Consider the following 25,706-nt stretch of genomic DNA (forward strand, 5'->3'; position numbering starts at 1 on the left):
GCGGGTCGGGGCGCTGAGCGGCTCGGGCTTCTGCGCGGGTGCGCGGCTGGGCAGAAAGTAGGGGAAGGGTTCTTTCCGCGGGTTCTGTACGTTTCCTCGAGTTGCTTCGCGGGGAAGGGTGTGAAACCCGAGGAAAGAACCCTTCCCCTAGTTTCTGCGGCGGGCGGGCCACTCCGCCCCGACCCCGGCGGGCGCGGGCCACTACGCTGTAGGCGACATTCCGCTGACGAAAGAGCACACAATGGAGCCAGGCGTCACTGCTGAGGCACAGCAGGTCATCTCCGATATCTCCGCGCGCTACGGTCTCTCGCAGGACGCCGTCGTGGCCATGCTCTACGCGGTCAACTCGGGCGGGGGCACGATGGCCCAGTTCAACATCCCCGAGCTCGGCGGCTCCGGGCAGTGGATGCGCGGCGGCATGACGATGGTCGGCGACATGTTCAACAACGGCCTCAAAGCCCGCGTCGACGGACTCTGCAACGAGCTCTCCCAACTGCTCAACACCACCCAGGTGTTCCCGCCGGCAGCGACGACCAGCACGCCGTTCGGATACGCCGCCCCCAACACCTGGTGGCCCGCTGACCTGGGAGTACCCAGCTCGTCAGGAGGTCAGAACGACTCGCGGTATGCGGTGTTCCCTGCGACTCGACGCCTCGCGACGCAGGTGAACGGCGTGGTCCGAGTCTTCGACACCGGCGAGCACCAGATCGGCGGCGTGCAACAGCAGCAGAGCGGACCGCCCGGGACGGTCAGCTTCACAAGCCAGTTCGGCACCTTCGACACCACGAGCCTGCGAGAACTCGGCGTCAACGACGTCGCCGCGACACCAACTGCCGCCCCGGAACCACGCCACGCGGCACCCGAACAGTTCGACGCCGCGCCGCAGCAGTTCGACGCGCCGCAGCAGTACGCCCCGGCACCGGACAGCTCCGCGACATCGCCCGCGCCCGCGGGATCGGACGCGATTATCGCGGCCATCGAGCAGCTCGCCGGTCTGCACCAGCGCGGAATTCTCTCCGACGATGAGTTCTCCGCGAAGAAGGCGGAACTGCTCGGCAGGCTCTGAGCCCGAATCGCTTACGACGACGCCCCAGCCGCGCGCAGCGCGCCGGCGAGGAGATGGAACGCGATCGTCGTCGAGCGTTCGCGCACGGCTGCCCGGTTGCCCGGGAGGTGCAGTGTCCGGGTGAGTGTGGGCCTGCCCGCGACGCCGATACCGAAACAGACTGTGCCGACCGGCTTTCCGGGAGTCTCGCCGCCGGGGCCCGCGATGCCGGTGGTGGAGATCGCGGTGTCGACGCCCAGGCGAGCCATGGCGCCCTCGGCCATCGCTGCCGCAACCGGTTCGCTCACAGCACCGAACTCGTCGAGCATCGACGCCGGTACGCCGAGGCTGTTGATCTTCACGTCGTTCGAGTACGAGACGACGCCGCCCTGCACGTAGGCCGACGATCCCGCTCGATCGGTGAGTCGTGCGGCAACCATCCCGCCCGTGCATGATTCCGCTGTGGCGATCAGTCGCCCGGCCAGCAGTGCGGCGACCTGGTCGTCGATGGTCGAGCCGTCGGTGGAGAAGGTCTGAGTGGGATACAGCTCGGTCAGAAAGTCGGCCAGGGCGGTGTAATCCTCGGCGGCGGAAGTCGGGTAGCGCGTGACGATTTCGAGTTCGCCGCGTCGTAGGCATGTGGTGATCTCGAGCTGATCGAAACCCGGGACGCGGTCGGGTGCTGCGCGCAGCCCCTCGGCCAGGTCGGCCTCGGGCAGCCCGAACATGCGGATCGTGTCCTGGCGCATGTCGGGGTGACCGGCGACAGCGTCGACGATCGGCGGTGCCGTGATGGCGTTGGGCCACATGGCCTGCAACTCGGGTGGCGGTCCGGGGAGCACGAGGACAGCAGGTAGCCGACCGCGGGCGCGCGGGTCCTCACCGGCGGGCACGGCAACTCCCGGTGCGGTGCCTGTCGGTGGAATGGGTTGTGCGCCTTGCGGAATCATGGCCTGTTTGTCGATGCCGGCCAGGGTTGCCGCGCTGGCGGACTCACTACCGCCGCGGCCCTGCCAGCGTCGGATGATGTCGGCAATGTGGTCGCGGAGCGGTTCGTCGAGTTGCAGTGGTCGGCCGGTGAACTCGGCGACGGTGGCCACGGTGAGGTCGTCGGCGGTGGGTCCGAGTCCGCCCGTTGTCACGATCAAGGACACGCCCTCGTCGGCAAGGAACCGTAGCTGGGCGGTGAGGTCTTCCGGTCGATCGCCGCAGATGGTGATGTGAGCGACGTCGACGCCCATCGCGAACAGCCGCTCGGCGACCCACGGGCCGTTCTTGTCGGTGATTCGTCCGGTCAGGACTTCGGTCCCAGTCACCACGATGCCCGCGCGTACCGTCACGGGCAAAAGCCTATCGCTGAGGCGACGGCCGAGGCATCCATGCAGGTCAGGAGAGTCTCGATGCGGCGACCTCGTCGAGCACCGCATCGCTGGCGACGTGCGGTGGGGTGCTTCGTGGCCAATGCATGATGACGTCGGTGAAACCCAGCTCGGCCGCGCGGCCGGTCAGCTCGTCGAACATCCCGATACTCTCCATCGACTGCGCGGGTCCGGAATCGATGCTGAGGTACCGGGCGAAGCCGGAGCCGTCTGGTCGATTCGCGAGCTCGGCGTCGACGATCTCGCAATTGCGGGCGATGCCCGCGAACCACTCCTCGGTTGTGGCGGCTGTGGTGTTACCGGTGGTGATCCAACCGTCGCCGAAGCTCGCGGCGAATCGAACCGATCGCGGTCCGTTGCCCGACATCAGTAGCGGGACCCGGTCTCGCACCGATCCGCCGACAAGCCGCATGTCGCGCGCGGTGTAGTACTCGCCGTCGGCGTCGACGTGATCGTCTCGCAGTGTGCGGTCGAGCAGTCGGGAGAATTCCTGCAGGCGATCCACCTTCTGACGTGCGGTGAGCTCCGGCTGACCGAGTAGCCGGTCGTCGGGGGTTCCGCCGGCGCCGAGTCCGAGTAGGAATCGGCCATCGGAGATGTCGACGAGGGTCTGTACCTCGCGGGAGAAGGCGACCGGATGTCGGAAGTTGGGGGAGACGACGAATGCCCCGAGGCCGATGGTGCTGGTGACGGTCGACGCCGCGGTCAGTATCGGCATGCAGGAGAACCAGCGGGAATCGGGCAGACCACCCCAGACGAGGTGGTCGTAGGTCCAGGCGTGGTCGAAGCCCATCTGCTCGGCCCGTTGCCACAGCGGGCGGGAGCGCCGCCAGTCCAGATCAGGGAGAATGCAGATTCCAAAGCGCACGCAGTCAGCCTAGTGCTCGACCCCGACAGCAATTCCCGTCCAGACGCGAGTTCCCATCCAGAAATGGCGCGGCGTCGAAACACTTCCGAGCTCGCCCGACGTGAGTTCAGACGCTGTTGAGCACGCCCGTAAGCCCCCGCGAAGCACGAATCGCTTCCGCAACGGACAATTGAGAGGTGTGGGGATCGATGAACTGCGAGGATCGATGAACTGCGAGCATCGATGAACGACGACCTGGTGGTGCTCGTCGACGACAACGGCCACCCGCGTGGCACCGCGAATCGACTCACCGTGCACGGCACCGACACCCCGTTGCACTTCGCATTCTCGTGTCACCTCGTCGACGCGGACGGGCGCATTCTCATGACACGCCGTGCTCTGGAGAAGAAGACCTGGCCAGGCGTGTGGACCAACTCATTCTGTGGACATCCCCGCCCGGGCGAGAGCGTCGAGGACGCGATAGCGCGCTATTCACAGCGCGAACTCGGAATGGACGTCGCTGATCTGCGGCCGGTCATCCCCGACTTCCGATACCGGGCGGTCGACGCCAGCGGCGTCGTCGAAAACGAGGTGTGCCCGGTCTACGCGGCGCGACCGGTCGGCGAAGTGGCGCCCAACCCCGACGAGGTCATGCAATACACCTGGGCGTCGATCGACGACATCTGGGAGATCGCACGACGCACGCCGTGGATGCTCAGCCCGTGGTTCGTCGACCAGATCGCCGAACTGGGTCCGGCGGTCGGTGCTTACGGACGCAGCGCGTCAGACCTTCGGGATGCCCGATGAGCAGACGCACGCGTGTCGATCTGGTGCGACCGCACGCCAGATACGACGAGGTCGCCGACGCCAGCGCGGCGTTGGTCATCAGCTCGTACTCGTCGTCGTTCGGTCTTGCGTCGAGGCTGCTCGCCGAACCGGCGCGATCGCACGTCCGCAACATCTACGCGCTGGTCCGTGTGGCAGACGAGATCGTCGACTCTCCGCGACCAGGACAGGGCGTCGACGAACGGCAGGTGGCGCTCGACGAGCTGGAAGCCGAGACGAACGCGGCGATGGAACGGGGATCGAGCACCAATCTCGTCGTCCATGCGTTTGCGCGTTCGGCGCGACATGTCGGCATCGACACCTCTCTCACCGCACCGTTCTTCGCATCCATGCGGACCGACCTGACCCGCACCGTCCACGACGAAGCCAGCCTCACCGAGTACATCTACGGTTCGGCGGAGGTCGTCGGGTTGATGTGCCTGCGCGCATTCGTCGCCGACGAAGCCGCGCCGGACCAGCGTTATGACGAGTTGTACACCGGTGCAAAGCATCTGGGTGCAGCCTTCCAGAAGGTGAACTTCTTGCGCGACTTCGGCACGGACAGTGGCGATCTGGGGCGTCGATACCTGATCGGTCTCGACCCTGCCGACCCCACCGACGCCGCGTGGACGCGCTGGCTCGACGAGATCGACGCCGACCTCACCATCGCCGCTGACACCATCCCCCGACTTCCCCGCGGAAGTCGAGTAGCGGTGTGTGTCGCCCATGATCTCTTCGCGGAACTCAACGCCAGACTGCGCGCGACACCGGCGAGTATGGCTGCGCGCCAGCGTGTTCGGGTTCCCACCGCCACCAAGACACGTATCGCGGCGACTGCTTTGCTGCGGCGGGGCCACCCCCGCACGACGACGACCGTGGTGGTGGGCGCGTGAAAGCAGTGCGTGTTAAACCCCAGGGGAAGCGCGTGGCGATCATCGGCGGCGGCGTTGCAGGACTCGCGACGGCAGCGCTGCTCGCCGACGACGGATACGAGGTCGATCTCTACGAACAGCGCGCCGATCTCGGTGGGCGCGCGGGGTCGTGGGAATCCGACGGCTTCCGGTTCGACACAGGACCGTCGTGGTGGCTGATGCCTGAGGTCTTCGACCACTTCTACGAGTTACTCGGCACATCGACCGCAGAGCAACTCGATCTGATCAGACTCGACCCCGGCTACCGGGTGTTCTTCGAGGGCCACACCGATCCGGTGGACGTCCACAGCGATGAACGACGCTCCGTCGAACTGTTCGAGAAGCTCGAAGACGGTGCAGGACAACAGCTGTCGGAGTACCTTGCGTCGGCGCGACACGCCTACGATATCGCTGTCCGCCGATTCCTCTACACCAACTTCGACACACCCCGGGCGTTCGTCGACCCGGAGGTGCTGCGCCACGCGAAAACGCTCGTGCAGTTGCTGGGCACCAGCCTGGACACGTTCATCGCGAAACGCTTCACCGACCGCAGACTGCGACAGATCCTCGGCTATCCCGCGGTATTCCTCGCCTCGTCTCCCGAGCGCGCGCCCGCCATGTACCACCTGATGAGCTGGCTCGACCTCGACGAGGGGGTGCGTTACCCCGACGGAGGGTTCACCCGACTCGTCGAGTCGCTCGCCGCGCTGGCGCAACAAAAGGGTGCGCGGCTGCACACGGGCACCGCAGTGTCGGAGATCCGCACGCGCCCAACCGAACACGCGGGAAAGCTGCGCTCGGTATCCCGACGCCGGGCCGACGTGTCGGGTCTGCGCGTAAGCGACGCCGACGGCGACGAGCGGATCGTCGACGCCGACGTGGTGATCGGTGCCGCCGACCTCCACCACATCGAGACTCGGCTGCTACCTCGCGCGCTCCAGACCTTTCCGCAACGGTGGTGGAACAGGCGCACGTCCGGGCCGGGTGCGGTGCTCGTCTTCCTCGGTGTGCGTGGCGAACTGCCGCAGCTACAACATCATTCGCTCTTCTTCACCGCCGACTGGACGGCCAACTTCGACGATATCTTCGAAACACCAACGGCTGTGCCAGATCCCGCGTCGTTGTACGTGTGCCGACCGTCGGCGACCGATGACTCCGTTGCTCCCGATGGTAACGAGAATCTGTTCATGTTGATTCCGGTACCTGCCGACCCCGGCCTGGGACGTGGCGGTGTGGACGGCGCGGGCGACCCGGTCATCGAGCAGATCGCTGATCGTGCCATCGACCTCGTCGCCTCGTGGACCGGGGTGGACGATCTCGCCGAGCGGATCGTCGTCCGACGTACGACTGGGCCAGGCGACTTCGAGGCAGATCTCAACTCGTGGTCGGGCGGCGCGCTCGGGCCGGCACACACGTTGTGGCAGAGCGCATTTCTGCGCGCGAACAACCGATCCGCGAAAGTGGGCGGGCTCTACTACGCGGGCGGCACGACGCGCCCCGGTATCGGGCTGCCGATGTGTCTGATCAGCGCAGAACTGATCCGCAAGCGCCTGCGCGGCGATCATTCACCCGGGCCATCGCAGGGCTGACGCAGCGATCCTTGCCCGGGGATTCATGCCGGTCCGATCAGTCCCGTGACGATGTTCGCCGAGAGCATTACCAGCGGAAGACCCCCGCCCGGGTGGGCCGACCCTCCGACCAGGTAGAGGCCCGGTACACCAGATGCGTTGGCGGGCCGCAGGAATGCCGCGCGCGTACCGTTCGACGATGATCCGTAGATCGATCCGCCGGGCGTGAGCGTCCGGCGTTCGAGATCGGCGGGACTGACGACGATGCGGTGGCGCACTCGGTCTCGAACATCGACCCCGCGGTGCGCCATCAGATCGAGGATGTGGTCGGCGTAGGAGTCGGCCAATCCGCCGCTGTCCCAGTCGGTTCCGCCCGCCGGATCGTGGCGGGGAGCGTTGACCAGCACGAACCAGGAGGCGGTGCCGGGTCCGGGGCTGACCGCCGGATCGTCGGCCGCAGCGATGTAGATCGTCGGATTCGCGACCGGACGAGCGCGACCGCCGCGTCCGAAGACCGAGTCGAACTCGTCGTCGTAGTCGTCGGTGAACAGGACGTGATGATGGGGCTGATCGGTCGGCGGATCATCGAGCGCGAGCAAGAGTACGAAACCGGAGAACGACGGCGTGGTCTTGCCCAGTCGTCGTGCGGCGCGCCGTGCCTGACGAGTTGCCACCAGTGCCGGATACACCTGTGCGGCATCGGCATTGGCGACGACGAGATCGGCACCACGCACGCTGCCATCGGCAGTGCGTACACCGTCGACGCGTCCACGAGCATCGGTGGTCAGCGCAGACACCTCGACGCCCAGCTCGATGCTCCCGCCGAGCGCGGTCAACCTATCGGCGAGTGCCGTCGCGATCGAGCCGAGTCCCCCACGCACGTACCACGATCCCCAACGCTGTTCGGCATAGGGGACACTCGCGAGCGCCGCGGGTGCGCGCCGGGGATCGGACCCGGTGTAGGTGGCGTAGCGGTCGAGGAGCATCCGCAGACGGGGATCGCGCAGATACTGATTGCCCAACCCGCGCAGCGTACGCCACGGTGCGACGGTGGCGAGATCGCGCACATCGAGAGCGCCGGAGGCCATGTTGCGCAGGGTGATCGGTGATTCCAGGAACGGGCGGTGCGTCGCGTCCCAGATGCGTTCTGCACGCGCAAGGAACGATGCCCACTGGTGGCCGGTACCTGCACCGAGAGCGGCGTCGAGTGCGGCCGGAATCTCCGACACCTCGCCCGGCATGTCGAAGGTTGTCCCGTCGGGAAAGCGGTAGCGTGCGGCTGTCTCGAGTCGTTGCAGGGTCAGCGAATCCGACAGTGGTGCACCGGTATCTGCGAACAGCTCTTCCAGAATGTGCGGCAACGTCACCAACGACGGACCGGTGTCGAAGACGAACCCGTCGTGCGAGATCACGCCGAGCTTGCCGCCGATCTCACGCGCCTGTTCGAGGACGGTGACCTCATGTCCGAGCGCGGAAAGCCGGACGGCAGCGGCGAGTCCTCCGACACCTGCTCCGACGACGATGATCGCGCTCATGCGTGCACCGGGCGGCCCTTCCACCGCAGCGCACCTCGTCGATGTCCGACGATCGAATCTGCGGTGAGAGTCGCCAGCGACACCACCGACACCGGATGGAGCAGGGCGTCGGGCCACGCGTGGCCGCCGGTGCGTCGAGCCGTCACGACTCTCGATGCGACGCCCGCGAGGTAGCCGACGAGACCTATCCGCGAGCCTCCGAGGGCCGCTGCGGCCGGCGCGACGTAGGAGACGATCAAGAACGTCATCACCGCGACGGCGCCCGAGGGTGAACCGAAGGCCGCCCACAACGACTTTCGATAGCCGGCACGTACCTGCTCCCAGCCGTCGTACATCCGGCAATTCGCCACAGCACTGCCCTCGCCGACCACGCCGCGCCCGCCAGCGTTCTTGACGGCACGGAGAAGTCCGATGTCTTCGAGAACGTCGGCACGGACGGCCCTATGACCGCCCGCACGTTCATACACGTTCTTGTCGACGGCGAGGAATTGTCCGTTCGCCGCCGACAGGCTCGGTCTCGGCGACCGTTCCGCGAGTCCAAGCGGCAGAGTGCTCATCCACGACCACTGCAGCAGCGGTTGCACCAATCGCTCTGCGGCACCGTTGGTTTCCTGCAGGGGATAGGGGCAGAACAGATCGAGGTGGGCGGCGCGCATCGTGGCGACGGTCGCCACGAGCGCGTCGGCGGCCAGGCGGACGTCTGCGTCGACGAAGACGAGGACTCCACCGGGAGCTCGGTCCGGATCCGTATCGGCGGCGGCGAACGCGGTCAATTGGGCACAGGCCCAGGGTTTTCCGAGCCATCCGTCGGGGCGTGGTTCGCCTCGCAGCACGACCAGGCCGTCGTCGTCAGCGCTCAACTGGGCGAGCAAATCCGGTGTCGCATCGGTCGATTCGTCGTCGAGTACGACGATCCGCGACGGGCCGGGCCAGCGCGCGGCGGCGCTCTGCAGGGAACGAACGCAGTCCGTCACGTCAGCGGCTTCGTCGCGGACGGGAAGTAGCACCCACAGCGGCTCGGGCTCGCACGGCAGCGTGGCGTCGGGAACGCGGATGCGGCGTGCGTTGTCGACGGTCAGGGCCAGACCACCAAGTGCGCCGACCGCACCGACGCGGATGAGATTGCGCCACAGCCGATGCGCGAGCCGATGGTCACGCCGCGTGGACACGGTGACCTCCCGACCGTCGGGCCGTGCGGATCTCCCGTACCACCAAGACCGCAAGCGGCACCGCGATCACCCCCATCACCAGCGCCCCGGTCAACGCAACCGGCGCTCGACCGAAGAACACCGCGTGGGCGAGCACCGACGAGAAGTAGGTCCACAGGTATGCGGCGACGGGCACGGCATCGGTGTGCAGCGTGGGCACGCTATCGGTGCGCCCGACGGTGGCTTCGAGCACGGTCATCATCAACACCGACACGAGGAGCCACCCTCCGAAGTTGGTCAGCGGAATGCCCTCAACCCCTGGAAGATTCGGAGTCGTGTGGAGCCAGTACCAGTGCCCGGCGTCGACCATCTGTGGGTCGAGGAAGACGTCCCATGCTGTCAGTGCCCACGCGCCCACGGCAACCGTCGCGATGTGTCCGTGTCTGCCGACGAGTCGTCGGGCGACGTTCCACGCGGGCCACGCCATCATGATCCAGGCCAGCGGAACCAGGATCGGTACGCCCGCGATCTCCAGCCCGAGTGTTCCGGTGTAGTCGTACTCGCCGAACGGAAATCCTGTGTGAACACCGATCGCCTCCGCGAGCAGTCCGCCACCGCCCGCGACGACGAGCAGTACCGCCGCGGCACCCAGGCCCCGAGTCGTCGCGGCGTCGACAAGCATTGCCGAGGCGAACAGGAGCACCGCCGCAGTGGTCAGGGCAGGGGTACCGCCGGACGTCAGCGGAAAGCAGATCTGCACAAGGATGGTGGCCGCCAGGAGCAGCAACGCCAGTCGCGATGTCACGGGCGGACTCCTGTGTAGCTGCCCTCGACATCGAGCACGGCCAAGCGTGCGAACAGATCCTCCGCGTACCAGCGTTGTGGCCGGGTCTCGCGGATCGCATTCGCGTGGGCGGGGGACCGATAGGCGAAGTCGGTGAGGGCGGCGGCGTTCTCCCACAGCGAGAAGGTGCCCTGCAATCCGATGGGCGACTCTCCGATTCCGACGGCGAGGCGCAGTCCATCGCTACCGGTGAGGTCGGCGACGACGGGCGGAACCGCGCGCCAGAACGAAAGGGCGCGGGTCGGTCGGAGTCGGGCGCGGGTGATGGCGGCGACCGGGCCGTCCCACTCGCGTTTGCGGGACGGATCGTCGACCGTGAACGGTTCTCGACGCGACCAACGACCCTTGGTGGCGAGGGGCATCATGCGAACCCTCAACTCGTTCGTGCTCACATCCGACCAGTCACCGATCGCCGTCGACGCCGCTCCCGCATCTGCCGCATGACCGTCTTCCCAGACCGTGAGCAGTGCCCAGTGATGTGGGTCGGCGTCGCGCATGGTGAAAGTCTCTCCCGAACCGGTCCCGAGAAGCTTGGCGAACCGTAGACCGGATATGCGCCGCAGTTGCAGCCGGCTGATCGCCACGCGGCTCACTGCTCGGCTCACCCGCGGAGTTTCCCAAATTCGCAGCTCAACGACCTGTCCGCTCATTGCGCACCCTTGCCTGGCTGGAAACTCACACACGTTCTTCGGAGTGGCCATCGGTCGGGATGGGTGAGACGGAGAGCGGTCACGACACCGAGAAAAGGTAGGCTACCCTCACAAACAGGCGGCGATGCGCGGACGGAAGGTCGAGAAATGGTCGAATCACCCACGAAGAATAAGTCGCGTGGCTGGCAGGGCGCGGTCCTCAAGCTCATGGGGGCCGACGACTACGAACTCACCGTGACCGGTATGCGGCAGATCACCGATCACTATGTCCGCGTCGATTTCGTCGGCGGGGGACTGCTCAAGGATCGCCCGGTGCATCCGACCATGTGGATTCGTATGTGGTTCGTGAACAAGCACGGCAAGATCCACCAGCGCGGATACACCCTCGTCGATCCCGACCCCGCATCCGACACCTTCTCGATCGAGTTCGCGATCCACGACGGCGCTGCGCCTCGCTGGGCGCTCTCGGCACAGCCGGGAGACGTGATCAGCGCGACGTTCATGGGATCGAAGTTCGCGCTTCCCGAACCCGCGCCTAAGGGGTGGCTCATCGCGGGTGATCCCGCAGCGCTACCGGCGATCAACTCACTCCTGGAAGCCCTGACTGCGTCGACGCCGACTGTTCCCGCGACGATCTGGTTCGAGGTCTCCCACGGCGACGACAAGGAACTGCCGATCGCGGTGCGTGAGCACGACACGCTGAGCTACGTCGACCGCGGGTCAGACGGCAGCGCGATCGTCGAGCAGGTGCGGGCAGCGGCGTTCGACGCGTCGGACCACTTCGCGTGGGTGGCGCTGGACATGACCGCGACACGCGCGATCGCGGGCGTGTTCAAGACCGACTACAAGCTCGACAAGAAGGCGGTCAAAGCTCAGGCGTACTGGCGCACCGGTATCGATCCGTCCTGACCGATCCGGGGGCGCCGGTAGCGCACCGCTTATCCGTTGCGGAACCAACCGTTGTTGTAGATGTTCCAGATCGCCTGCTGCCAGTAACCCCACGCGTGGGTTCCGGTGATCGGGAAGTCGGTGCGCAGGTTCACGCCGAACAGCGGTGCTGCGAGCGCGAAGGTGCGGCTCTGCTCACCGGAGACCGCCTCGATCGCCGTCGAGTTGAATCCGGTGATGTAGAAGTCGGTGTTGTTGGCGCCGGGAGGCTGGTGATCGCCCCACACGCCGGTGCCCGCGTACATCCACAGGTGCAGACCGTTCATCGCCGGAAGGTTTTCCGTCGGCGAATGCTGGAAGGCTTGGCCGTTGGGGAACCAGCCCCACATGTCGTTGAGGTTGTAGTGGCCGGCATCCCAGGCCGCCGCGCGCAGCATGGTCTGCATGCCGGTCGCGACGAGGTTCATGAAGCCCGACATCGAGACCACACGCTGGTAGAGATCACGCCGTTCGTTGCCGATGATCACGGCCTGACTCGCCGACATCGAGAGGCCGACGAGCGTGCGGTTACGGAAGCCGTGGTTGTCGAGGAACCGCGGAAGGCTGCCCTTGAGCACGCTCTCCCAGCGGTACGGATTGCGCTGGCCCGCGCTGGCCGATGCTCGCTGCCAATCGGCATAGAACGACGACTGGCCACCGATCGGCATGACTACGTTGTAGCCACGCAGTGCCAGGTAGGCGACGTTGGTCTCCCGCTCCCAGCCGTTGAAGTCATTGGTGGCGCGCAGGCCGTCGAGGAAGATCACCGTCGGCGCATTGCGCGGGTTGGTGGTTTGCGACGGCCATGCGCGGACAGAGACCGGGTGGTCCATGCCGTAGTTGTAGATCTGCTCGTTGATGAAGCCCTTGATCTGCTTGGCGGGCGGACCCCACGCACGTGCGCTGCCTGCGCCAGAGATCAAGCCGACCACGAGGGCCAGCGCCACCATCAAGACTGCACCGGGCAAAACCCGACGACGTGTGTGGGACACGAGCAATCACTTCCACTAGAAGAACGTGAATTCGAGAGTCATCCGATCGTCCGATCGGTGACAGTCGATTCAGGAATCGCGATTGAGCCTACAGCGTGTCGTTATCAATTGGTAATACGAGTTTGGCTGATATTCAGGCCCGACCACCAGGCATACCCCGCCAATCCGACAAATCTGTCGTGATTGTTCCGTGATCATCACTTGTCGTTTCCCCAGCGTGTGTCGGGTCGACGCGTAGCGTTGGAGTCGAGTCTGGGTAGCTGCACCACAAGCAATTTTCTTACGAAAGCTGGAGGTATGCGCTGTGACAACGATAGCGATAGTCGGAGGAGGGCTGGCGGGGGCAAAGGCCGCCGAGGCGCTACGTGAACAAGATTTCGACGGTGATGTCGTGATCTTCGGCGTCGAGAACGAGCTGCCGTACGAACGTCCGCCGTTGTCGAAGGAATTCATGCAGGGCAAGCAGGACCTGCCCGAGTTCACGGTCCACGACACCGATTGGTACCTCGACCAGCGCGTCGAGTTCCGTCCGGGAACCCGTATCGAGAAGGTCGACGCCGCTGCCAAGACAGTGTCGCTCCCCGACGGTTCGACGGTGTCCTACGACAAGTTGCTGCTGGCCACGGGCTCGTCGTCGCGGGTTATCGACCTGCCGGGTGCCGACGCCTCGGGCGTCCACTACCTGCGGACCGTCGACGATGCCCGCGCGATCCGCGAGACGCTCACCGAGGGCTCGCGCCTGGCGATTGTCGGGGCGGGCTGGATCGGCATGGAGGTCGCTGCTTCCGCGCGTGAGCGCGGGGTCGAGGTGGCGATCGCAGAAGCCTCGAAGCTGCCGCTGCTGCGCGCGCTGGGGCCGGAGGTGGCCCAGGTCTTCGCCGACCTGCACCGCGAGCACGGCGTCGACCTTCGGACCGAGGTCAAGGTCGCCGAGATCACCACCGAGAACGGCGCGGCGACGGGACTGCGCCTCGCCGACGGCGACACCATCGCTGCCGACGCGGTGTTGATCGCCGCGGGTGCTGTCCCCAACCTCGACGTCGCGGAGTCTGCGGGACTCGACATCGACGGCGGCGGCGTGCTGGTCAACGCGGGCTTGCGTAGCAGCGACCCCGACATCTACGTCGTCGGCGACATCGCGAATGCCGAGCATCCGATCCTCGAACGTCGGGTGCGCGTCGAACACTGGGCGAACGCGATGAACCAACCGGCAGTCGCAGTCACCAACATGCTCGGCGGCCGCGCCGAGTACGAGAACCTCCCGTACTTTTTCACCGACCAGTACGACCTCGGCATGGAGTACACCGGGCTGTCCGACGGCTACGAGAAGGTCGTCTTCCGGGGTGACGTACCGGGTCGTGAGTTCGTCGTCTTCTGGCTCGACGGCGACAACACAGTGCTCGCGGGCATGCAGGTCAACATCTGGGATCAGCTCGACGGCATCAAGCAACTGATCCTCGGCGGCGATCCCGTCGACCCGGACGCTCTTGCCGATTCGTCTGTGGCACTTGCAGACTTGTAAGTCGTGCACGCGCCGACAACTCTGCTGACCTTCGACGTCGCGCTCATCTCCTGGCGGCTCGACACGGTCACCACGGTGATCGTGGCAGCGGTCCTGGCTGCGTACTGGGCGGGCTGGCGGCGAAGCTCGACGGTCTCGCGCGGGTCCGCGTGTGTGTTCACCGTGCTCGGCGTCGGAGTCTGGCTGCTCGCGGGGATCAGCGTGGTCGGCGTCTACGCCGACACCCTGTTCTGGGTCCGTGCGCTGCAGTTCGTGCTGCTACTGCTGGTTGCGCCATTCGGCCTGGCCCTGGGCCGACCCGTCACGGTGCTGCGCGAAGCACTCGGCTCGCGCGGCCGTGCACGACTCGACGCCGCGATGAACAGCCGAGCCGCACGCGTGCTGCTCGGGCCGATCCCGACGTCGGCGCTGATGCTCAGCGTGCCCTGGCTGATCTACTTCACCGGGTGGTACGAGCTGGTGCTGCGCGACGAGTCGGTCGACGTCGCGACGCGTCTCCTCCTCGTAGCGATCGGCGTCGGATACTTCTATGCACGCCTGCAGGTCGATCCGGTTCCGCGCAGGTACCCGCAGGCGTTGTCGCTGGGCATCACCACGGTCGAGAGCATCGCCGACGGTCTGCTCGGGATCGTGCTGTGGCAGGGGTCGCTGGTGGCGGTCGACTACTACACGGCACTGCACAGAACCTGGGGTCCGAGTCTGCGCATGGATCAGACGATCGGTGCGGGCATCCTCTGGATTCTCGGCGACGTCGTCGGACTGCCTTTTCTCATGGTGCTGTTCCGGCGCTTCCGTACCGACGAACGCGAGACCGAAAAGCAGGTCGACGCCGCGCTGGAGTCGAGTGACGAGGCGGCCGTCCCCGACGCCGATGACGCCACGAGCGGATTGTGGTGGGAGTCGGATCCCAATTTGCGGGACAGATATCGTTAGGCGATGCGCACAACCGTCGACCTCGATTACGCGACCGCGATCACCCTCGGGGCGTCGGGCCTGGTGTTTCTTCTTGCCCTGATTCTCGGGGTCTGGAAGTACGAGCAGATGCGCAACTCGCCCGACCACCTGGCGCACCCGTACGTCGACATCGCTCACCGGTCGGCGCTGCTCTACGCGTTCGCGACCGCTCTCGTCGCAGTCTTCGTCTATCTCAGCGCGTGGCCGACGTGGTTGAACCTCGCCGCGGCGATGGTGATGGTGGTGTTCTTCCTCGGCGCTATCGGCAGCTACATCATGCACGGCATGCTGCGCGACACCACCAATCAGTTCGCCCGCGAAGACCCGGTGCTGCGGGTGTCGATGATCGCGCTGATGGTCGGCGAGATCGGCGGCTTTCTCGTGCTGTTCGCCGGATTCGTCGCCGGGAGGTTCTAGTCGCCGGGCGGCTCTAGGAGTTCAGGACTCCTGCTGGTTGCCGCCCTGTGCGGCGTCGGCGGCGGCGATCTCGGCGCGCACCTGATCCATGTCGAGATCGTTCACCGCGGTGATGAGCTGCTCGAGCTGAGCCGGCGGGAGTGCACCCGGCTGATTGAAGACCAGCACACCGTCGCGGAAAGCCATCAGCGTCGGGATCGACTGGATGCCGAAGCCCGCTGCGAGCTGCTGTTCGGCCTCGGTGTCGACCTTGCCGAACACGATGTCGGGGTGAGTCTCCGACGCCTTCTCGAAGGTCGGGGCGAACTGTCGGCACGGGCCGCACCACTCCGCCCAGAAATCGACCAGCACGGTACCGCCGGCCGAAATGGTGTCCTCGAAATTGCCAAGCGTGATCTCTTGTGTGCTCATGAGTCCACGGTACGCACGCTGAACACGCCCGTCATGTGCTCACGCGCCATCGACTCGGCGGGATCGCTACAGGGCGACGTCGAGCCAATCGGTGAACCCCGTCGGGTCGTGTCTGCCGAGGCAGAAGTGCTCGAACATGCCCCAGCCCTCACTCGTCGTGCCGTCGGCTTCGCGGCACCGCGCACGCGCGACGTGATCGGTGGCGCCGAACGCGATTCGCCCGGCGACCGCGGGGTCGGTCATGTCGTACGAGACGCGTTCGGTGAAACCCTCACCGCGCCACATGCCGTGCTGCCAGTCCGGGTCGCCGCCGTAGCCACCGCCGACGTGCAGCGGTGCGGCGAGAAGTGAGTCGACCTCGAAAGTGACCGGCGAACCGTCTGCGGCGGTTGCCGCGATGGTTGCGCCCGTGACCTCGCGGGTCCCGGAACGGTAGTGGATGTCGAATCGCGGCCAGCCGAGTTGTTCGACGCGGCCGTCCTTCCAGACCCGTGAACAGTCGTTGAGTGTGCGGATGCCGTCTGGCGACTCCTGGACGATCAGGACGAGTTCGAAGTCGTCGAAGGCGATGGGGACGTAGGTCCACCACATACCGTCGAACGGCGGGTCGGCGGGACGTCCGGCGGGTTCGGCCTCTCCGACGGGTCGGATGCCCCAGGAGCGGTCGCGGCTACCGATCCACGTCGACGGTTCGACGGCGATCTCGGTCTCGTCGACGCGGATCCACCCCGACCACGACCCGAGTTGGGCGAAACGCTGCGCGTCCAACGTGATCCGGTTGCCGCTGCGCATCACATGCGGCAGCTCCTGCACGACGTCGAAGAGTCCGTTCCACGTCAGGTCGAAGGAGATCCCTTCGGTGGATTCGAGGGTGAGGCGGATCGTGTGGAGTGGGTCGATCACCTCTATGCGGTAGCCGCCGACGTGCTGGTCGAGGCGATTCTGATCGATTGCGTCGGACAGGTGGACCGCGGTCTGTTCGTCGCCGCGTCGGATCACGACGAACGCATCCTTGACCCCGAGGTTGGGGTAGTAACCGAGGCCGGTCACGAGGAAGATGTCGCCGGTGCGGTCGTGGGCGTTGAAGTAGCACCGGTCGTAGAAGTTGCGGTCAGAGCTACCCGGCCATGCAATCGGTTGGGGCAGTTGATGAACCGGATACTCGTCGAGTGGTCCCAGCATCAGATCTCCTCGTCGAGTAGTCGCTGGAGTAGTGGGCGGTGGTAGAACAGCTCGGCGTCGATGTCGGTTGGCGGCGCCATCTCGCCGAAGTGGATGCGTCGTGACGCGGTGCGCATGAAGATCACTCCCCACATCACCGCCGAGTACAGGTAGAACCAGTGCAGGTCGCCGAGCTCGACGCCGGTGAGCTCGCGGTAGGTGGCGCGGACGTCGTCTTCGCGAAGTACGTCGGGTAGCCCCGGCATGCTCGCGAGACCGACAAGTTCTTGAAAGACGTTGTGGGCGAAGATCAACCACGCGACGTCGAGTTCACGTGGGCCGAGGGTCGCCATTTCCCAATCGAGGACGGCAGCGGGTGTGAAGTCCTGATAGATCACGTTGCCGATACGCGCGTCGCCCCAGTTGAAGACCGTCTCACCGGAGGCGATCTGGCTTGGGAAGTGGGTGTCGAGCCAAGCCATTGCGCGGTCGAGGAGTGGTGAACGGCCGAGATCTTCTGCGGCGAAGTCGTAGAAGCGCTGCAGGTCGTCGAGGCGTCGACGTAAGGGGGTCGACGACGCGTCGCCGCCCTGGTCGAGGAACTCAAAGGTGCTCTGCGCGTCGGGAATTGAATGCAGTGCCGCGATCACGCCGATCGTCGCGTCCTGCAGGGATCTGCGCTTGTCGGCGGGAGCGTCGAAAAACCAGTTGTCGCCGAAGGTGTAGGGCATCACATCGGGAGGCACGAGGCCGTCGACGCGATCCATCAGGAAGAAGGGTGAGCCGAGTACGTCGCCGGTCGGTTCGAGCCAATGTGTTGTGGGGATGGGCAGATCTGTCAGTTGTGCGGCGAGGCGCATCGCCTCGAATTGGTGGTCGAGGTGGTACTCCCCGAACACGGGGATGTCGGCGGGGCGTGGCTGCATCCGCATCACCCACTGTTGTTCTCGCGCAACGCCATTCTCGGTCCAGTGGCCGGTGAGCATCACGGTCTCCGACGACATGCCGTTGGCTTCGATTCCTGCGTCGACGGTCACGCTCGGGTTGGCGCTCGGCGGTAGCAGCTCGCTGAGCCATTCCGCCAGCAACGTCGGGATCGTCGCGGTGTCGCGTTCCGATCGCTGCAGATGGTCGAGTTCCTCGAGAGTGGGCCTGGTGCTCATGTCGAGTCCTTTCGCCGGATTACGCTACGCTGAGTAGCGTTATGACACCAGATACGACGACGGATGGCAAGGTTTTCGGAAAAGGTCGTCCCCGCGACGGCGCGATCGACGTGGCAGTACTTGCTGCGGCACGAGAACTGTTGGTGGAGCAGGGATATGCGCGACTGACCGTGTCGGCGGTCGCCGAGCGGGCCGGTACCACCAAGACGGCGATCTACCGACGGTGGTCGGGCAAGCAGGATCTGGTGCACGACGCGACCTTCTCCGGCATGACGGTCTTGTCGGCGTCGACAGGCCACGTCGCCGACGATCTCGAGGTGATGGTCAACCGTGCGCGCGAGGTGTTCAACTCGCCGGTGACACGTGCTGCGCTGCCCGGATTGGTGACCGACATGGCGGCCGATCCCGAACTCCATCGTCGTGTGATCGAGGGGTTCGCGAGTGTGTTCGCAGCGTTTCGGGATCGGTTGGTGGCCGCGGTCGACACGGGCGAGGTACGTGCAGGCACAGATCCCGACCGCGTCGTCGAGATGATGGGCGGCGCAGCGATGTTGCGTGCGTTGCTGTTACCGGATGTCGAGCTGGACAACGATTGGGGCGCAGGGCTTCTCGCCGTCCTCGAATACGGGGTTCTCGTGGACTGATCGGCCGACGGGTCGTCGACGCATGCTCACTTCTTCGTGAGATCCGGTGCGGGGTCGTCGTCTTCGCTGCGCTTGGCGAGGATCTCGGTCACCTTGTACATGCCGAGTACGACGATGACGAAGGCGATCACGCCGACGATCTGCGAGCCGTTGGCCCAGCCGTCGCCGACGATCGCAAGCACGTTGTCGTCGCCTGTTGCCGCGACGATGCCCGCATAGACCACGCTCCACAATGCCTCGCCGACAATGAGTCCCGTCGCGACGAGCACGCCGATCCGCTTCTTCTGCGCGACGTCGCCGCCGACGCGCTCGCACCACTTGTTGTAAAAGTGACCGAGAATCGCGCCGACCGTGATCATCAGTGTCACGGACATCGGCAGGTACATCCCCATGCCAACAGCGAGCGGCGGGAGAGCGACCTTCTTGTTGATGCGGTGGCCGACCTCGTCGATGACGATCACGACCGCTCCGATGGCGACTCCCAGGCCAAGCATGGGCCAGTTGAGATCGTTGCCGAAGACGCCCTTCGCAAGCTCGGAGATCAGACTCGCCTGGGGCGCGGGCAGGGCGTCGGCTCCGGCGCCCGGTGCGCCGTCGAATCCGAAGGCGGTGTTCATCACTCCGAGGATCGGAGGGATGACCAGCGAACCGAAGCACACGCCGATGATCAACGCCACCTGCTGTTTCCACGGTGTCGCGCCAACCAGCTGGCCGGTCTTGAGGTCTTGCAGATTGTCGTTGGAGATGGTCGCGACGCCGAACACGATTGCCGTTGCGAAGAGTGTGAACGCGACGAGGGTCGACGACTGCGCGGGATCGGCAGCGCCGTAGACGAACTTGATGAGCAGTGCGGCGATGATCACGGCGAGGATGCCGACACCCGAGATCGGGGAGTTCGACGATCCGATGAGGCCCGCCATGTAGCCGCATACCGCGGCGATCACCATGCCGATGATGAAGATGAAAAGAACTGTGGCGGCGATGATTCCGCCCGCAGTTCCGGAGAGTGCCGTGCCGTGTACGAAGTCCCAGAGGAGGAGTCCGATCGGGAGCAGCATGAAGACGATGGTTCCGCCGACGATGGGGAAGGGGATGTCGCGCTCGGTGATGTCGACGGTGACGCCTTCGCGGCGTGCACGAGCCGACGCCAGAGCGTCGACGATGCCCTTGACGATGGGGGCGATGAGCTTGAGCAGGGTCCAGATCGCTGCGATCGCGATGGCACCCGCACCGACGAATCGAACGTCGTCCTTGAACACTGTGCTGACGACGTCTGCGACGTCGGAGTTGGCGGCGAACTGCCCGGCGGATTTGATCGGGAGGATGACGCCGTACGAGATGATGACACCGAGGAACATGGCAAGGCCGACGGTGAGTCCGACGAGATGTCCGATACCGATGAGTGAGAGTTGAAGTCCCGCACCGACCATCGTGCCGCCCGAGCCCACGCGGAATGCCGTCGAGACGTCGGTGCTGATCAGTTTGAGGTTGCCGAGTAGAGCGAAGATCGCCGACGTGATGCCACTGATCGTGATGGCGCGCAGTCCGATTCGGTTGCGTCGACCTCCCTCAGCCGTATCGCCGACCTTGAGCACCTCGGCTGCGGCAACGCCTTCGGGGTAGGGCAGATCCGATCCGGTGACGAGCGCGCGGCGCAGCGGGATCGAGTACATCACGCCGAGAATGCCGCCGACGAGGCAGACCGCGACGGTGATCCAGTAGGGGAAGCCTGTCCAGTAGCCGACCATGACGAGGCCGGGGATCACGAAGATGATCGCCGAGAGCGTCCCCGCGGCCGACGCGATGGTCTGGACGATGTTGTTCTCGACGATCGAATGATGTGCAAAGTTGCGCAGGACAGCCATCGAGATGACTGCTGCGGGAATTGCCGTGGCGAATGTGAGCCCTACCTTCAGGCCGAGATACACGTTCGCCGCTGTGAAGACCAGTGTGATGACACCGCCGAGGACCACCCCGCGCAGCGTGAGTTCGCGAAGACTTGTCGGACGGTCGTGAGCTGTCACGGACATCTGAGTTCCCCTCACATCCCGGGCACTCGGTGCCCGTCGCCTGCCGAGACTGGGTTCGTCAACTCTAAGGCCGAAGGCAGGATGATGTGGGTTGTTGCATTGTTGCTGCCTTTTGTGTCTGGGGCTCGATCAGGCAGGTCGTGTGACATCACATCGCGATTTCACCCAGTGATCATCCCGCGATGGTATGGCTTATGAGGGGAGGAGCGAACCGTCGGGGACCAATCGATCCGAGAGGCAGTGCACATGTACTACAGCAGCGGCAACTACGAGGCATTCGCCCGGCCACGGAAACCCCGAGGTGTCGACGACAAGACCGCTTGGTTTGTCGGCGCAGGGCTGGCGTCTCTATCCGGTGCTGCGTTCCTCATCCGCGACGGGCAGATGAGTGGTGACAAGATCACGGTCTTCGAGCGCCTGAAACTTCCCGGTGGTGCGCTCGACGGCATCAAGGAGCCGGCGAAGGGTTTCGTGATCCGCGGTGGACGTGAGATGGAGAACCATTTCGAGTGCCTGTGGGATCTCTTCCATTCGATCCCCTCGATTGAGATCGAAGGCGCGAGCGTCCTCGACGAGTTCTACTGGCTCAACAAGGACGACCCGAACTATTCGTTGCAGCGTGCGACGATCAACCGTGGCGAAGATGCCCACACAGACAAGAAGTTCACCCTGAGTGACAAGGCGCAGAAGGACATCGCCCGCGTATTCCTCGCGACGCGCGAAGAGATGGAGAACAAGCGCATCGACGAGGTATTCAGTGATGAATTCTTCGAGAGCAACTTCTGGCTGTATTGGACAACCATGTTTGCGTTCGAGCGGTGGCATTCGGCGCTGGAGATGAAGCTCTACATCCATCGGTTCATTCACCACATCGGCGGTTTGCCCGATTTCAGCGCGCTCAAATTCACCAAGTACAACCAGTACGAATCGCTGGTCCTCCCGCTGTACACCTGGCTGCTTGATCAGGGCGTCACATTCCACTTCGACACCGAGGTCACCGATGTCGACTTCGCCATCAGTGGGGACCGCAAGCAGGCCACCAAGATCCACTGGACGGCCGGACCGCACAGCACCATTGACGACGGTTCGGGCACGGACGGCGTCACCGAACTCGGCAGCGACGACCTGGTGTTCATGACCATCGGTTCGCTGACCGAGAATTCCGACAACGGCGACCACCACACCCCAGCCCAGTTGAACACTGGTCCGGCGCCCGCGTGGGACCTGTGGCGGCGGATCGCGGTCAAGGACCCGTCGTTCGGTCACCCCGACGTCTTCGGCGGCAACATCGAGAAGACCAAGTGGGAATCGTGCACGGTCACAACGCTCGACAAGCGCATCCCGACGTACATCCAGAAGATCACCAAGCGCGATCCGTTCTCGGGACGAGTTGTCACCGGCGGCATCGTCACGGCCAAGGATTCCAACTGGCAGATGAGTTGGACGGTCAACCGTCAGCCGCACTTCAAACAGCAGCCAAAGGACCAGATCGTGGTCTGGGTGTACTCGCTGCTCGTCGACACTCCCGGAAACTACGTGAAGAAGGGCATGTCGGAGTGCACGGGTGAGGAGATCACGCAGGAGTGGCTCTACCACCTCGGTGTACCCGAGGAACAGATCCCCGAGATGGCAGCTTCGGGCGCCAAGGCAGTCCCGGTGATGATGCCGTACGTGACGTCCTTCTTTATGCCGCGCCAAGCGGGTGACCGACCCGATGTGGTGCCGGAGGGATCGGTGAACTTCGCCTTCATCGGTCAGTTCGCGGAGTCGAGTCGGGACTGCATCTTCACCACCGAGTACTCGGTGCGCACTCCGATGGAAGCTGTCTACACGCTCCTGGACATCGAACGTGCTGTGCCCGAGGTGTTCAACTCGACCTACGATGTGCGCAGTATTGTCGCGGCGACCAGCCGGTTGCGCGACGGTGAGATCGTCGACCTTCCCGGACCAAGCAGGATTCGCGAGGCGATTCTCGGCAAGCTCGAAGGTAACGAGGTCGGCCAACTACTCGCGGAGTACGAACTGATCCCGTCTGTCGGTTCGAAGCGAATTGTCCGCAATGACGCCATCGACCTCAATGGTTCGATCGGTGATCACGCGCCCGCGCAAGCGCCAACCGGCACGAACCCGGGGAGCAAAGAACTAGACTGATCGCGTCGTCGAGAGCAAGATCGCGACGGCGACCTACCGGGCCGGATCGGGTCAGGAGTGCGCGACCGCACTCCGTCCGAATTCGGCGACCAGCGCGGCGTCGAATACCGGTAGGTCGTCGGGCTTGCGGCTGGTGATCAGCGTGTTCGGGCCGTCGCGGTCGACGACCAACTCCTCGTCGACCCAAGTGGCGCCCGCATTGCGAAGGTCGGTCTGCAGGCTCGGCCACGAGGTGAGCGTGCGTCCCCGCACGACGTCGGCTTCGACGAGCGTCCACGGTGCGTGGCAGATTGCCGCGACGGGTTTGCCCGCGGCGAAGAAGCCCTTGGCGAAGGCCACCGCCGACGCGTCGGTGCGGAGGAAATCCGGATTCGCGACGCCGCCGGGTAGGACCAGCGCGTCGAAGTCGGCGGCGGTGACCGAATCGGTTGTCGCGTCGACGCTGAACTTGTCGGCCGCGTCGAGGTGGTTGAATGCCTGCACCTCGCCGTCGCTGGTGGATACGAGTTTCGGTGTGCCGCCCGTTTCTTCGACGGCGCGCCACGGTTCGGTCAGCTCGACCTGCTCGATGCCCTCCGGTGCGACCAGAAAGGCGACGGTGATTCCATTGAGTTCGTCTGCCATGTGACACGATTCCTCTCGTTTGTCATCCCCTACTTCGACCGTACGCGTCGACATCGCGACGCCGGTCCGTACGCGGATGCGCAGGGCAGACGTACGGTGAAGGCATGGCACTGACGTCAGACGTTGCAGTGATCGGCGCTGGGATCATCGGACTCTCGACCGCATATCAACTCGCCCAACAGGGATCGACCGTCACGGTGTACGAGACCGGAACGCCGGGATTCGGCCAGTCGGCCGGGCAGTCGCGAATCTTCCGGCACGCGCACGACGACCCGCGCCTCGTCGAACTCGCTGTGCGCGCTCGAGCGCACTGGCGCCGATGGGAAGACGAACTCGGCGCGCCCTTGGTGTCCGGTGACGGCGGTCTAGCTCTCGGTGACAACGCGCTGCGGAGATTGCCTGCAATGCAACAGTATTCGGAGATCGGTGCGCGTGAGATCGGGTCGGACGAGTTGCATTCGCTACTGCCGCAGTTGGCTCACTACGACGGCCCGGCGGTGTTCGATCCCTCCGCGGGCTCCATCCACACACGCACGGTCATCGAACTGCTCAGTCAGAGTTTGGGCGATCATGTTGTGCGCGAACAGGTTATCTCGCTCAGGAGTGTCGGCGACGGCGTGCAGGTTCGCTGCCCCACGTTGGTGGGTGAACACGCCGCGGCCATCGTGTGTGCGGGACGCGGAACCGCGGCGCTGGCGCGCGGCGTCGGGATCGAGATCCCGGTGCAACTCGGTGCGCACGTGCGGGTGTCATTCGCGATCCGTGATGGTGCCGACGGTCGGCTTCCGACGTTGCAGGATGGCAGTGGCGCTTTCGGTTTCAGCGGAGTTTATGCCGCCGCCTACCCGGACCGGTCGGCGTACGGCCTCGGTCTCGCCGATTCGGTCGATGCCGACGTCGACGGAGCGATCGTCGACGGCGACGCCCTCGCGCGACATGCCCACGACGCCCGCGCCTATGTGTCGCGCGCACTCCCAGGATTCGATTCGACGCCGACCGGCATCGTGCACTGTTGGGTCACCACGCTGCCGTGGGGTGACGACGGCGTCGGGATTTGGCAGAACGGACCGGTCTTCGCCCTCGCCGGGCACAACCTGTTCAAGCACGCACCGACGATCGGCGAGACGCTTGCGCTGGCCGTCGACGTGGGCTCGGTCCCCACTCCGTTCACCCCTGCCGACAAGCTGGGTGCGGCGCAGGGCTGACCGCGAAACGTCGTGGTGACGTCGCGATATTCGAGTGGCTCACTCCCGCGGGTGGATGTCCGTGTCGGTGAGTGCAAGTTGTGATGCCGCAATGGCGCCGGGCACGTAGCTGTATCCCTCGGGTGAGGTCACGAACGCTTCGGGATCGATGTTCGAGACTCGCCACACGTCGACTGGTCCGCCGGTGTTGTTCATCTTGACGAAGTAGTCGCGCTGCCACGTTCCGCGCGCAATGAAGCAGCCGTCTTGCTCGGGTCGGCGACTCCCGGCGATGCCTCGCGCAGCACCCATCAGCCGGACGTCGAGGCCGTGGGCCGCGATCGAGTCTCTGTTCAGGACGGACGACACATGAAAGCAGTCGGGCTCACCCGATGACGGGTACTCACTCGACGGCGCGTATTCACTCAACGTGCACCTCCATTGCGGGCGTGACGTTAGCACGCCGCGACCGCTCACAAAACTGCATTGTGATCAGTAGGGAGGCGGGTTCTCTTCGTTCCACTTCTCTTCGGCGCGTGCGACTTTCGCGCGTCGTTGGGCGTGGATGGTGTCGATGGTTCGGCGCGCGGGGTGATCTGGTGGTTTGGTGGGGATGAGTTTGGGGAACAGATCGAGTCCGCCGAAGGCGTTGCCGACAAAGGTGTGCCCGGTGGGGGATACGAAAATTGCTGTCTGTAGGTCGAGTTGGTAGTCACGCCATCGACCGAACGTTTTGGTGCGGTGATGAAACCGGCACAGTGGTTTGAGGTTGGC

At 65.1% G+C, this 25,706-nt stretch carries 24 protein-coding genes and 1 pseudogene; 11 read left to right on the top strand and 14 right to left on the bottom strand.

Annotation, left to right across the window (positions count from 1 at the left end; all coding sequences use genetic code 11):
• Nucleotides 1–241: 241 nt before the first annotated feature.
• Nucleotides 242–1,066 (top strand): SHOCT domain-containing protein, encoded by an 825-nt coding sequence (locus A5785_RS05655; protein ID WP_064864982.1) that lies wholly within the window; start codon nucleotides 242–244, stop codon nucleotides 1,064–1,066.
• A gap of 11 nt (nucleotides 1,067–1,077) precedes the next feature.
• Here the strand turns inward: A5785_RS05655 and A5785_RS05660 are convergent, their stop codons facing one another.
• A complete protein-coding gene (locus A5785_RS05660; protein ID WP_064864986.1) occupies nucleotides 1,078–2,385 on the bottom strand; it encodes a competence/damage-inducible protein A in 1,308 nt (435 codons plus the stop codon).
• A gap of 46 nt (nucleotides 2,386–2,431) precedes the next feature.
• A complete protein-coding gene (locus A5785_RS05665; RefSeq protein WP_064864989.1) occupies nucleotides 2,432–3,292 on the bottom strand; it encodes an LLM class flavin-dependent oxidoreductase in 861 nt (286 codons plus the stop codon).
• Nucleotides 3,293–3,514: 222 nt separating this feature from the next.
• On the opposite strand from A5785_RS05665, the gene idi reads away from it, so the two are divergent.
• Genes idi through crtI form a run of 3 tightly spaced genes read left to right on the top strand, consistent with a single transcriptional unit; the run spans nucleotide 3,515 to nucleotide 6,596 of the window.
• Nucleotides 3,515–4,078, top strand: coding sequence for an isopentenyl-diphosphate Delta-isomerase (gene idi, locus A5785_RS05670; RefSeq protein ID WP_064864993.1), 564 nt, complete (start codon nucleotides 3,515–3,517; stop codon nucleotides 4,076–4,078).
• Complete coding sequence (locus A5785_RS05675; protein ID WP_064864996.1) at nucleotides 4,075–4,989, top strand: phytoene/squalene synthase family protein; 915 nt, start codon at nucleotides 4,075–4,077, stop codon at nucleotides 4,987–4,989. Before idi ends, A5785_RS05675 begins: the two co-directional genes overlap by 4 nt.
• On the top strand, nucleotides 4,986–6,596 hold the full coding sequence (crtI, locus tag A5785_RS05680; protein ID WP_082937937.1) for a phytoene desaturase family protein: 1,611 nt from the start codon (nucleotides 4,986–4,988) through the stop codon (nucleotides 6,594–6,596). The genes A5785_RS05675 and crtI overlap by 4 nt, the downstream gene beginning before the upstream one ends.
• A 23-nt stretch (nucleotides 6,597–6,619) precedes the next feature.
• On the opposite strand, the gene A5785_RS05685 is transcribed toward crtI, so the two are convergent.
• The 4 genes from A5785_RS05685 to A5785_RS05700 are packed head-to-tail and all read right to left on the bottom strand — an operon-like array spanning nucleotide 6,620 to nucleotide 10,752.
• Nucleotides 6,620–8,110: a phytoene desaturase family protein gene (locus A5785_RS05685; protein ID WP_064865045.1), complete on the bottom strand. Its 1,491-nt coding sequence runs from the start codon at nucleotides 8,108–8,110 to the stop codon at nucleotides 6,620–6,622.
• The gene (locus A5785_RS05690; RefSeq protein WP_082937938.1) at nucleotides 8,107–9,279 is read right to left on the bottom strand and encodes a glycosyltransferase family 2 protein; all 1,173 of its coding nucleotides are present in this window, start codon (nucleotides 9,277–9,279) and stop codon (nucleotides 8,107–8,109) included. Before A5785_RS05690 ends, A5785_RS05685 begins: the two co-directional genes overlap by 4 nt.
• A complete protein-coding gene (locus A5785_RS05695) occupies nucleotides 9,263–10,063 on the bottom strand; it encodes a carotenoid biosynthesis protein (protein ID WP_064864998.1) in 801 nt (266 codons plus the stop codon). The genes A5785_RS05690 and A5785_RS05695 overlap by 17 nt, the downstream gene beginning before the upstream one ends.
• On the bottom strand, nucleotides 10,060–10,752 hold the full coding sequence (locus A5785_RS05700) for a hypothetical protein (protein ID WP_064865001.1): 693 nt from the start codon (nucleotides 10,750–10,752) through the stop codon (nucleotides 10,060–10,062). The genes A5785_RS05695 and A5785_RS05700 overlap by 4 nt, the downstream gene beginning before the upstream one ends.
• Before the next feature lie 147 nt (nucleotides 10,753–10,899).
• Here A5785_RS05700 and A5785_RS05705 point away from each other — a divergent pair, with 147 nt between their 5' ends.
• A complete protein-coding gene (locus tag A5785_RS05705; RefSeq protein ID WP_049699344.1) occupies nucleotides 10,900–11,661 on the top strand; it encodes a siderophore-interacting protein in 762 nt (253 codons plus the stop codon).
• 29 nt (nucleotides 11,662–11,690) lie between these two features.
• Here the strand turns inward: A5785_RS05705 and A5785_RS05710 are convergent, their stop codons facing one another.
• Entirely contained in the window at nucleotides 11,691–12,671 is a 981-nt protein-coding gene (locus A5785_RS05710) for an alpha/beta hydrolase (protein WP_231894171.1), read from the bottom strand.
• Between the two features lie 304 nt (nucleotides 12,672–12,975).
• Here A5785_RS05710 and A5785_RS05715 point away from each other — a divergent pair, with 304 nt between their 5' ends.
• Genes A5785_RS05715 through A5785_RS05725 form a run of 3 tightly spaced genes read left to right on the top strand, consistent with a single transcriptional unit; the run spans nucleotide 12,976 to nucleotide 15,564 of the window.
• A complete protein-coding gene (locus A5785_RS05715) occupies nucleotides 12,976–14,193 on the top strand; it encodes an NAD(P)/FAD-dependent oxidoreductase (protein ID WP_064865007.1) in 1,218 nt (405 codons plus the stop codon).
• Nucleotides 14,194–14,196: 3 nt separating this feature from the next.
• Nucleotides 14,197–15,126, top strand: a complete 930-nt coding sequence (locus tag A5785_RS05720) for a cytochrome c oxidase assembly protein (RefSeq protein ID WP_064865011.1) — start codon at nucleotides 14,197–14,199, stop codon at nucleotides 15,124–15,126.
• A 3-nt stretch (nucleotides 15,127–15,129) separates the two neighbouring features.
• Nucleotides 15,130–15,564 (top strand): hypothetical protein, encoded by a 435-nt coding sequence (locus tag A5785_RS05725; protein ID WP_064865014.1) that lies wholly within the window; start codon nucleotides 15,130–15,132, stop codon nucleotides 15,562–15,564.
• A 21-nt stretch (nucleotides 15,565–15,585) separates the two neighbouring features.
• Here A5785_RS05725 and trxA read toward each other — a convergent pair whose 3' ends face one another.
• The 3 genes from trxA to A5785_RS05740 all read right to left on the bottom strand — a co-directional run bounded on the left by trxA (nucleotide 15,586) and on the right by A5785_RS05740 (nucleotide 18,299).
• A complete protein-coding gene (gene trxA / locus A5785_RS05730) occupies nucleotides 15,586–15,975 on the bottom strand; it encodes a thioredoxin (protein ID WP_049699348.1) in 390 nt (129 codons plus the stop codon).
• A 66-nt stretch (nucleotides 15,976–16,041) separates the two neighbouring features.
• Nucleotides 16,042–17,157: a hypothetical protein gene (locus A5785_RS05735; RefSeq protein WP_064865018.1), complete on the bottom strand. Its 1,116-nt coding sequence runs from the start codon at nucleotides 17,155–17,157 to the stop codon at nucleotides 16,042–16,044.
• Nucleotides 17,157–18,299 (bottom strand): phosphotransferase family protein, encoded by a 1,143-nt coding sequence (locus A5785_RS05740; RefSeq protein ID WP_064865022.1) that lies wholly within the window; start codon nucleotides 18,297–18,299, stop codon nucleotides 17,157–17,159. Before A5785_RS05740 ends, A5785_RS05735 begins: the two co-directional genes overlap by 1 nt.
• A gap of 41 nt (nucleotides 18,300–18,340) precedes the next feature.
• On the opposite strand from A5785_RS05740, the gene A5785_RS05745 reads away from it, so the two are divergent.
• Nucleotides 18,341–18,943 carry a TetR/AcrR family transcriptional regulator gene (locus A5785_RS05745; RefSeq protein WP_064865025.1) on the top strand — a complete coding sequence of 201 codons (603 nt, stop codon included), beginning with the start codon at nucleotides 18,341–18,343 and terminating at the stop codon, nucleotides 18,941–18,943.
• Nucleotides 18,944–18,969: 26 nt separating this feature from the next.
• Here the strand turns inward: A5785_RS05745 and A5785_RS05750 are convergent, their stop codons facing one another.
• Nucleotides 18,970–20,973, bottom strand: a complete 2,004-nt coding sequence (locus A5785_RS05750) for an OPT family oligopeptide transporter (protein WP_064865028.1) — start codon at nucleotides 20,971–20,973, stop codon at nucleotides 18,970–18,972.
• 246 nt (nucleotides 20,974–21,219) lie between these two features.
• Here A5785_RS05750 and A5785_RS05755 point away from each other — a divergent pair, with 246 nt between their 5' ends.
• Nucleotides 21,220–23,124, top strand: a complete 1,905-nt coding sequence (locus tag A5785_RS05755) for an oleate hydratase (protein WP_064865032.1) — start codon at nucleotides 21,220–21,222, stop codon at nucleotides 23,122–23,124.
• 51 nt (nucleotides 23,125–23,175) lie between these two features.
• On the opposite strand, the gene A5785_RS05760 is transcribed toward A5785_RS05755, so the two are convergent.
• Nucleotides 23,176–23,748 (bottom strand): type 1 glutamine amidotransferase domain-containing protein, encoded by a 573-nt coding sequence (locus tag A5785_RS05760; protein WP_064865035.1) that lies wholly within the window; start codon nucleotides 23,746–23,748, stop codon nucleotides 23,176–23,178.
• Between the two features lie 104 nt (nucleotides 23,749–23,852).
• Between A5785_RS05760 and A5785_RS05765 the strand changes: the two genes are divergently transcribed.
• Nucleotides 23,853–24,953, top strand: a complete 1,101-nt coding sequence (locus tag A5785_RS05765; protein ID WP_064865038.1) for an NAD(P)/FAD-dependent oxidoreductase — start codon at nucleotides 23,853–23,855, stop codon at nucleotides 24,951–24,953.
• Between the two features lie 39 nt (nucleotides 24,954–24,992).
• Here A5785_RS05765 and A5785_RS05770 read toward each other — a convergent pair whose 3' ends face one another.
• The gene (locus tag A5785_RS05770; protein WP_064865042.1) at nucleotides 24,993–25,361 is read right to left on the bottom strand and encodes a hypothetical protein; all 369 of its coding nucleotides are present in this window, start codon (nucleotides 25,359–25,361) and stop codon (nucleotides 24,993–24,995) included.
• A gap of 63 nt (nucleotides 25,362–25,424) precedes the next feature.
• A pseudogene (locus A5785_RS05775) lies at nucleotides 25,425–25,706 on the bottom strand (HNH endonuclease signature motif containing protein); the annotation flags it as partial.

This window comes from Gordonia sp. 852002-50395_SCH5434458 (assembly GCF_001665905.1).
GTDB classification, from domain to species: domain Bacteria; phylum Actinomycetota; class Actinomycetes; order Mycobacteriales; family Mycobacteriaceae; genus Gordonia; species Gordonia jacobaea.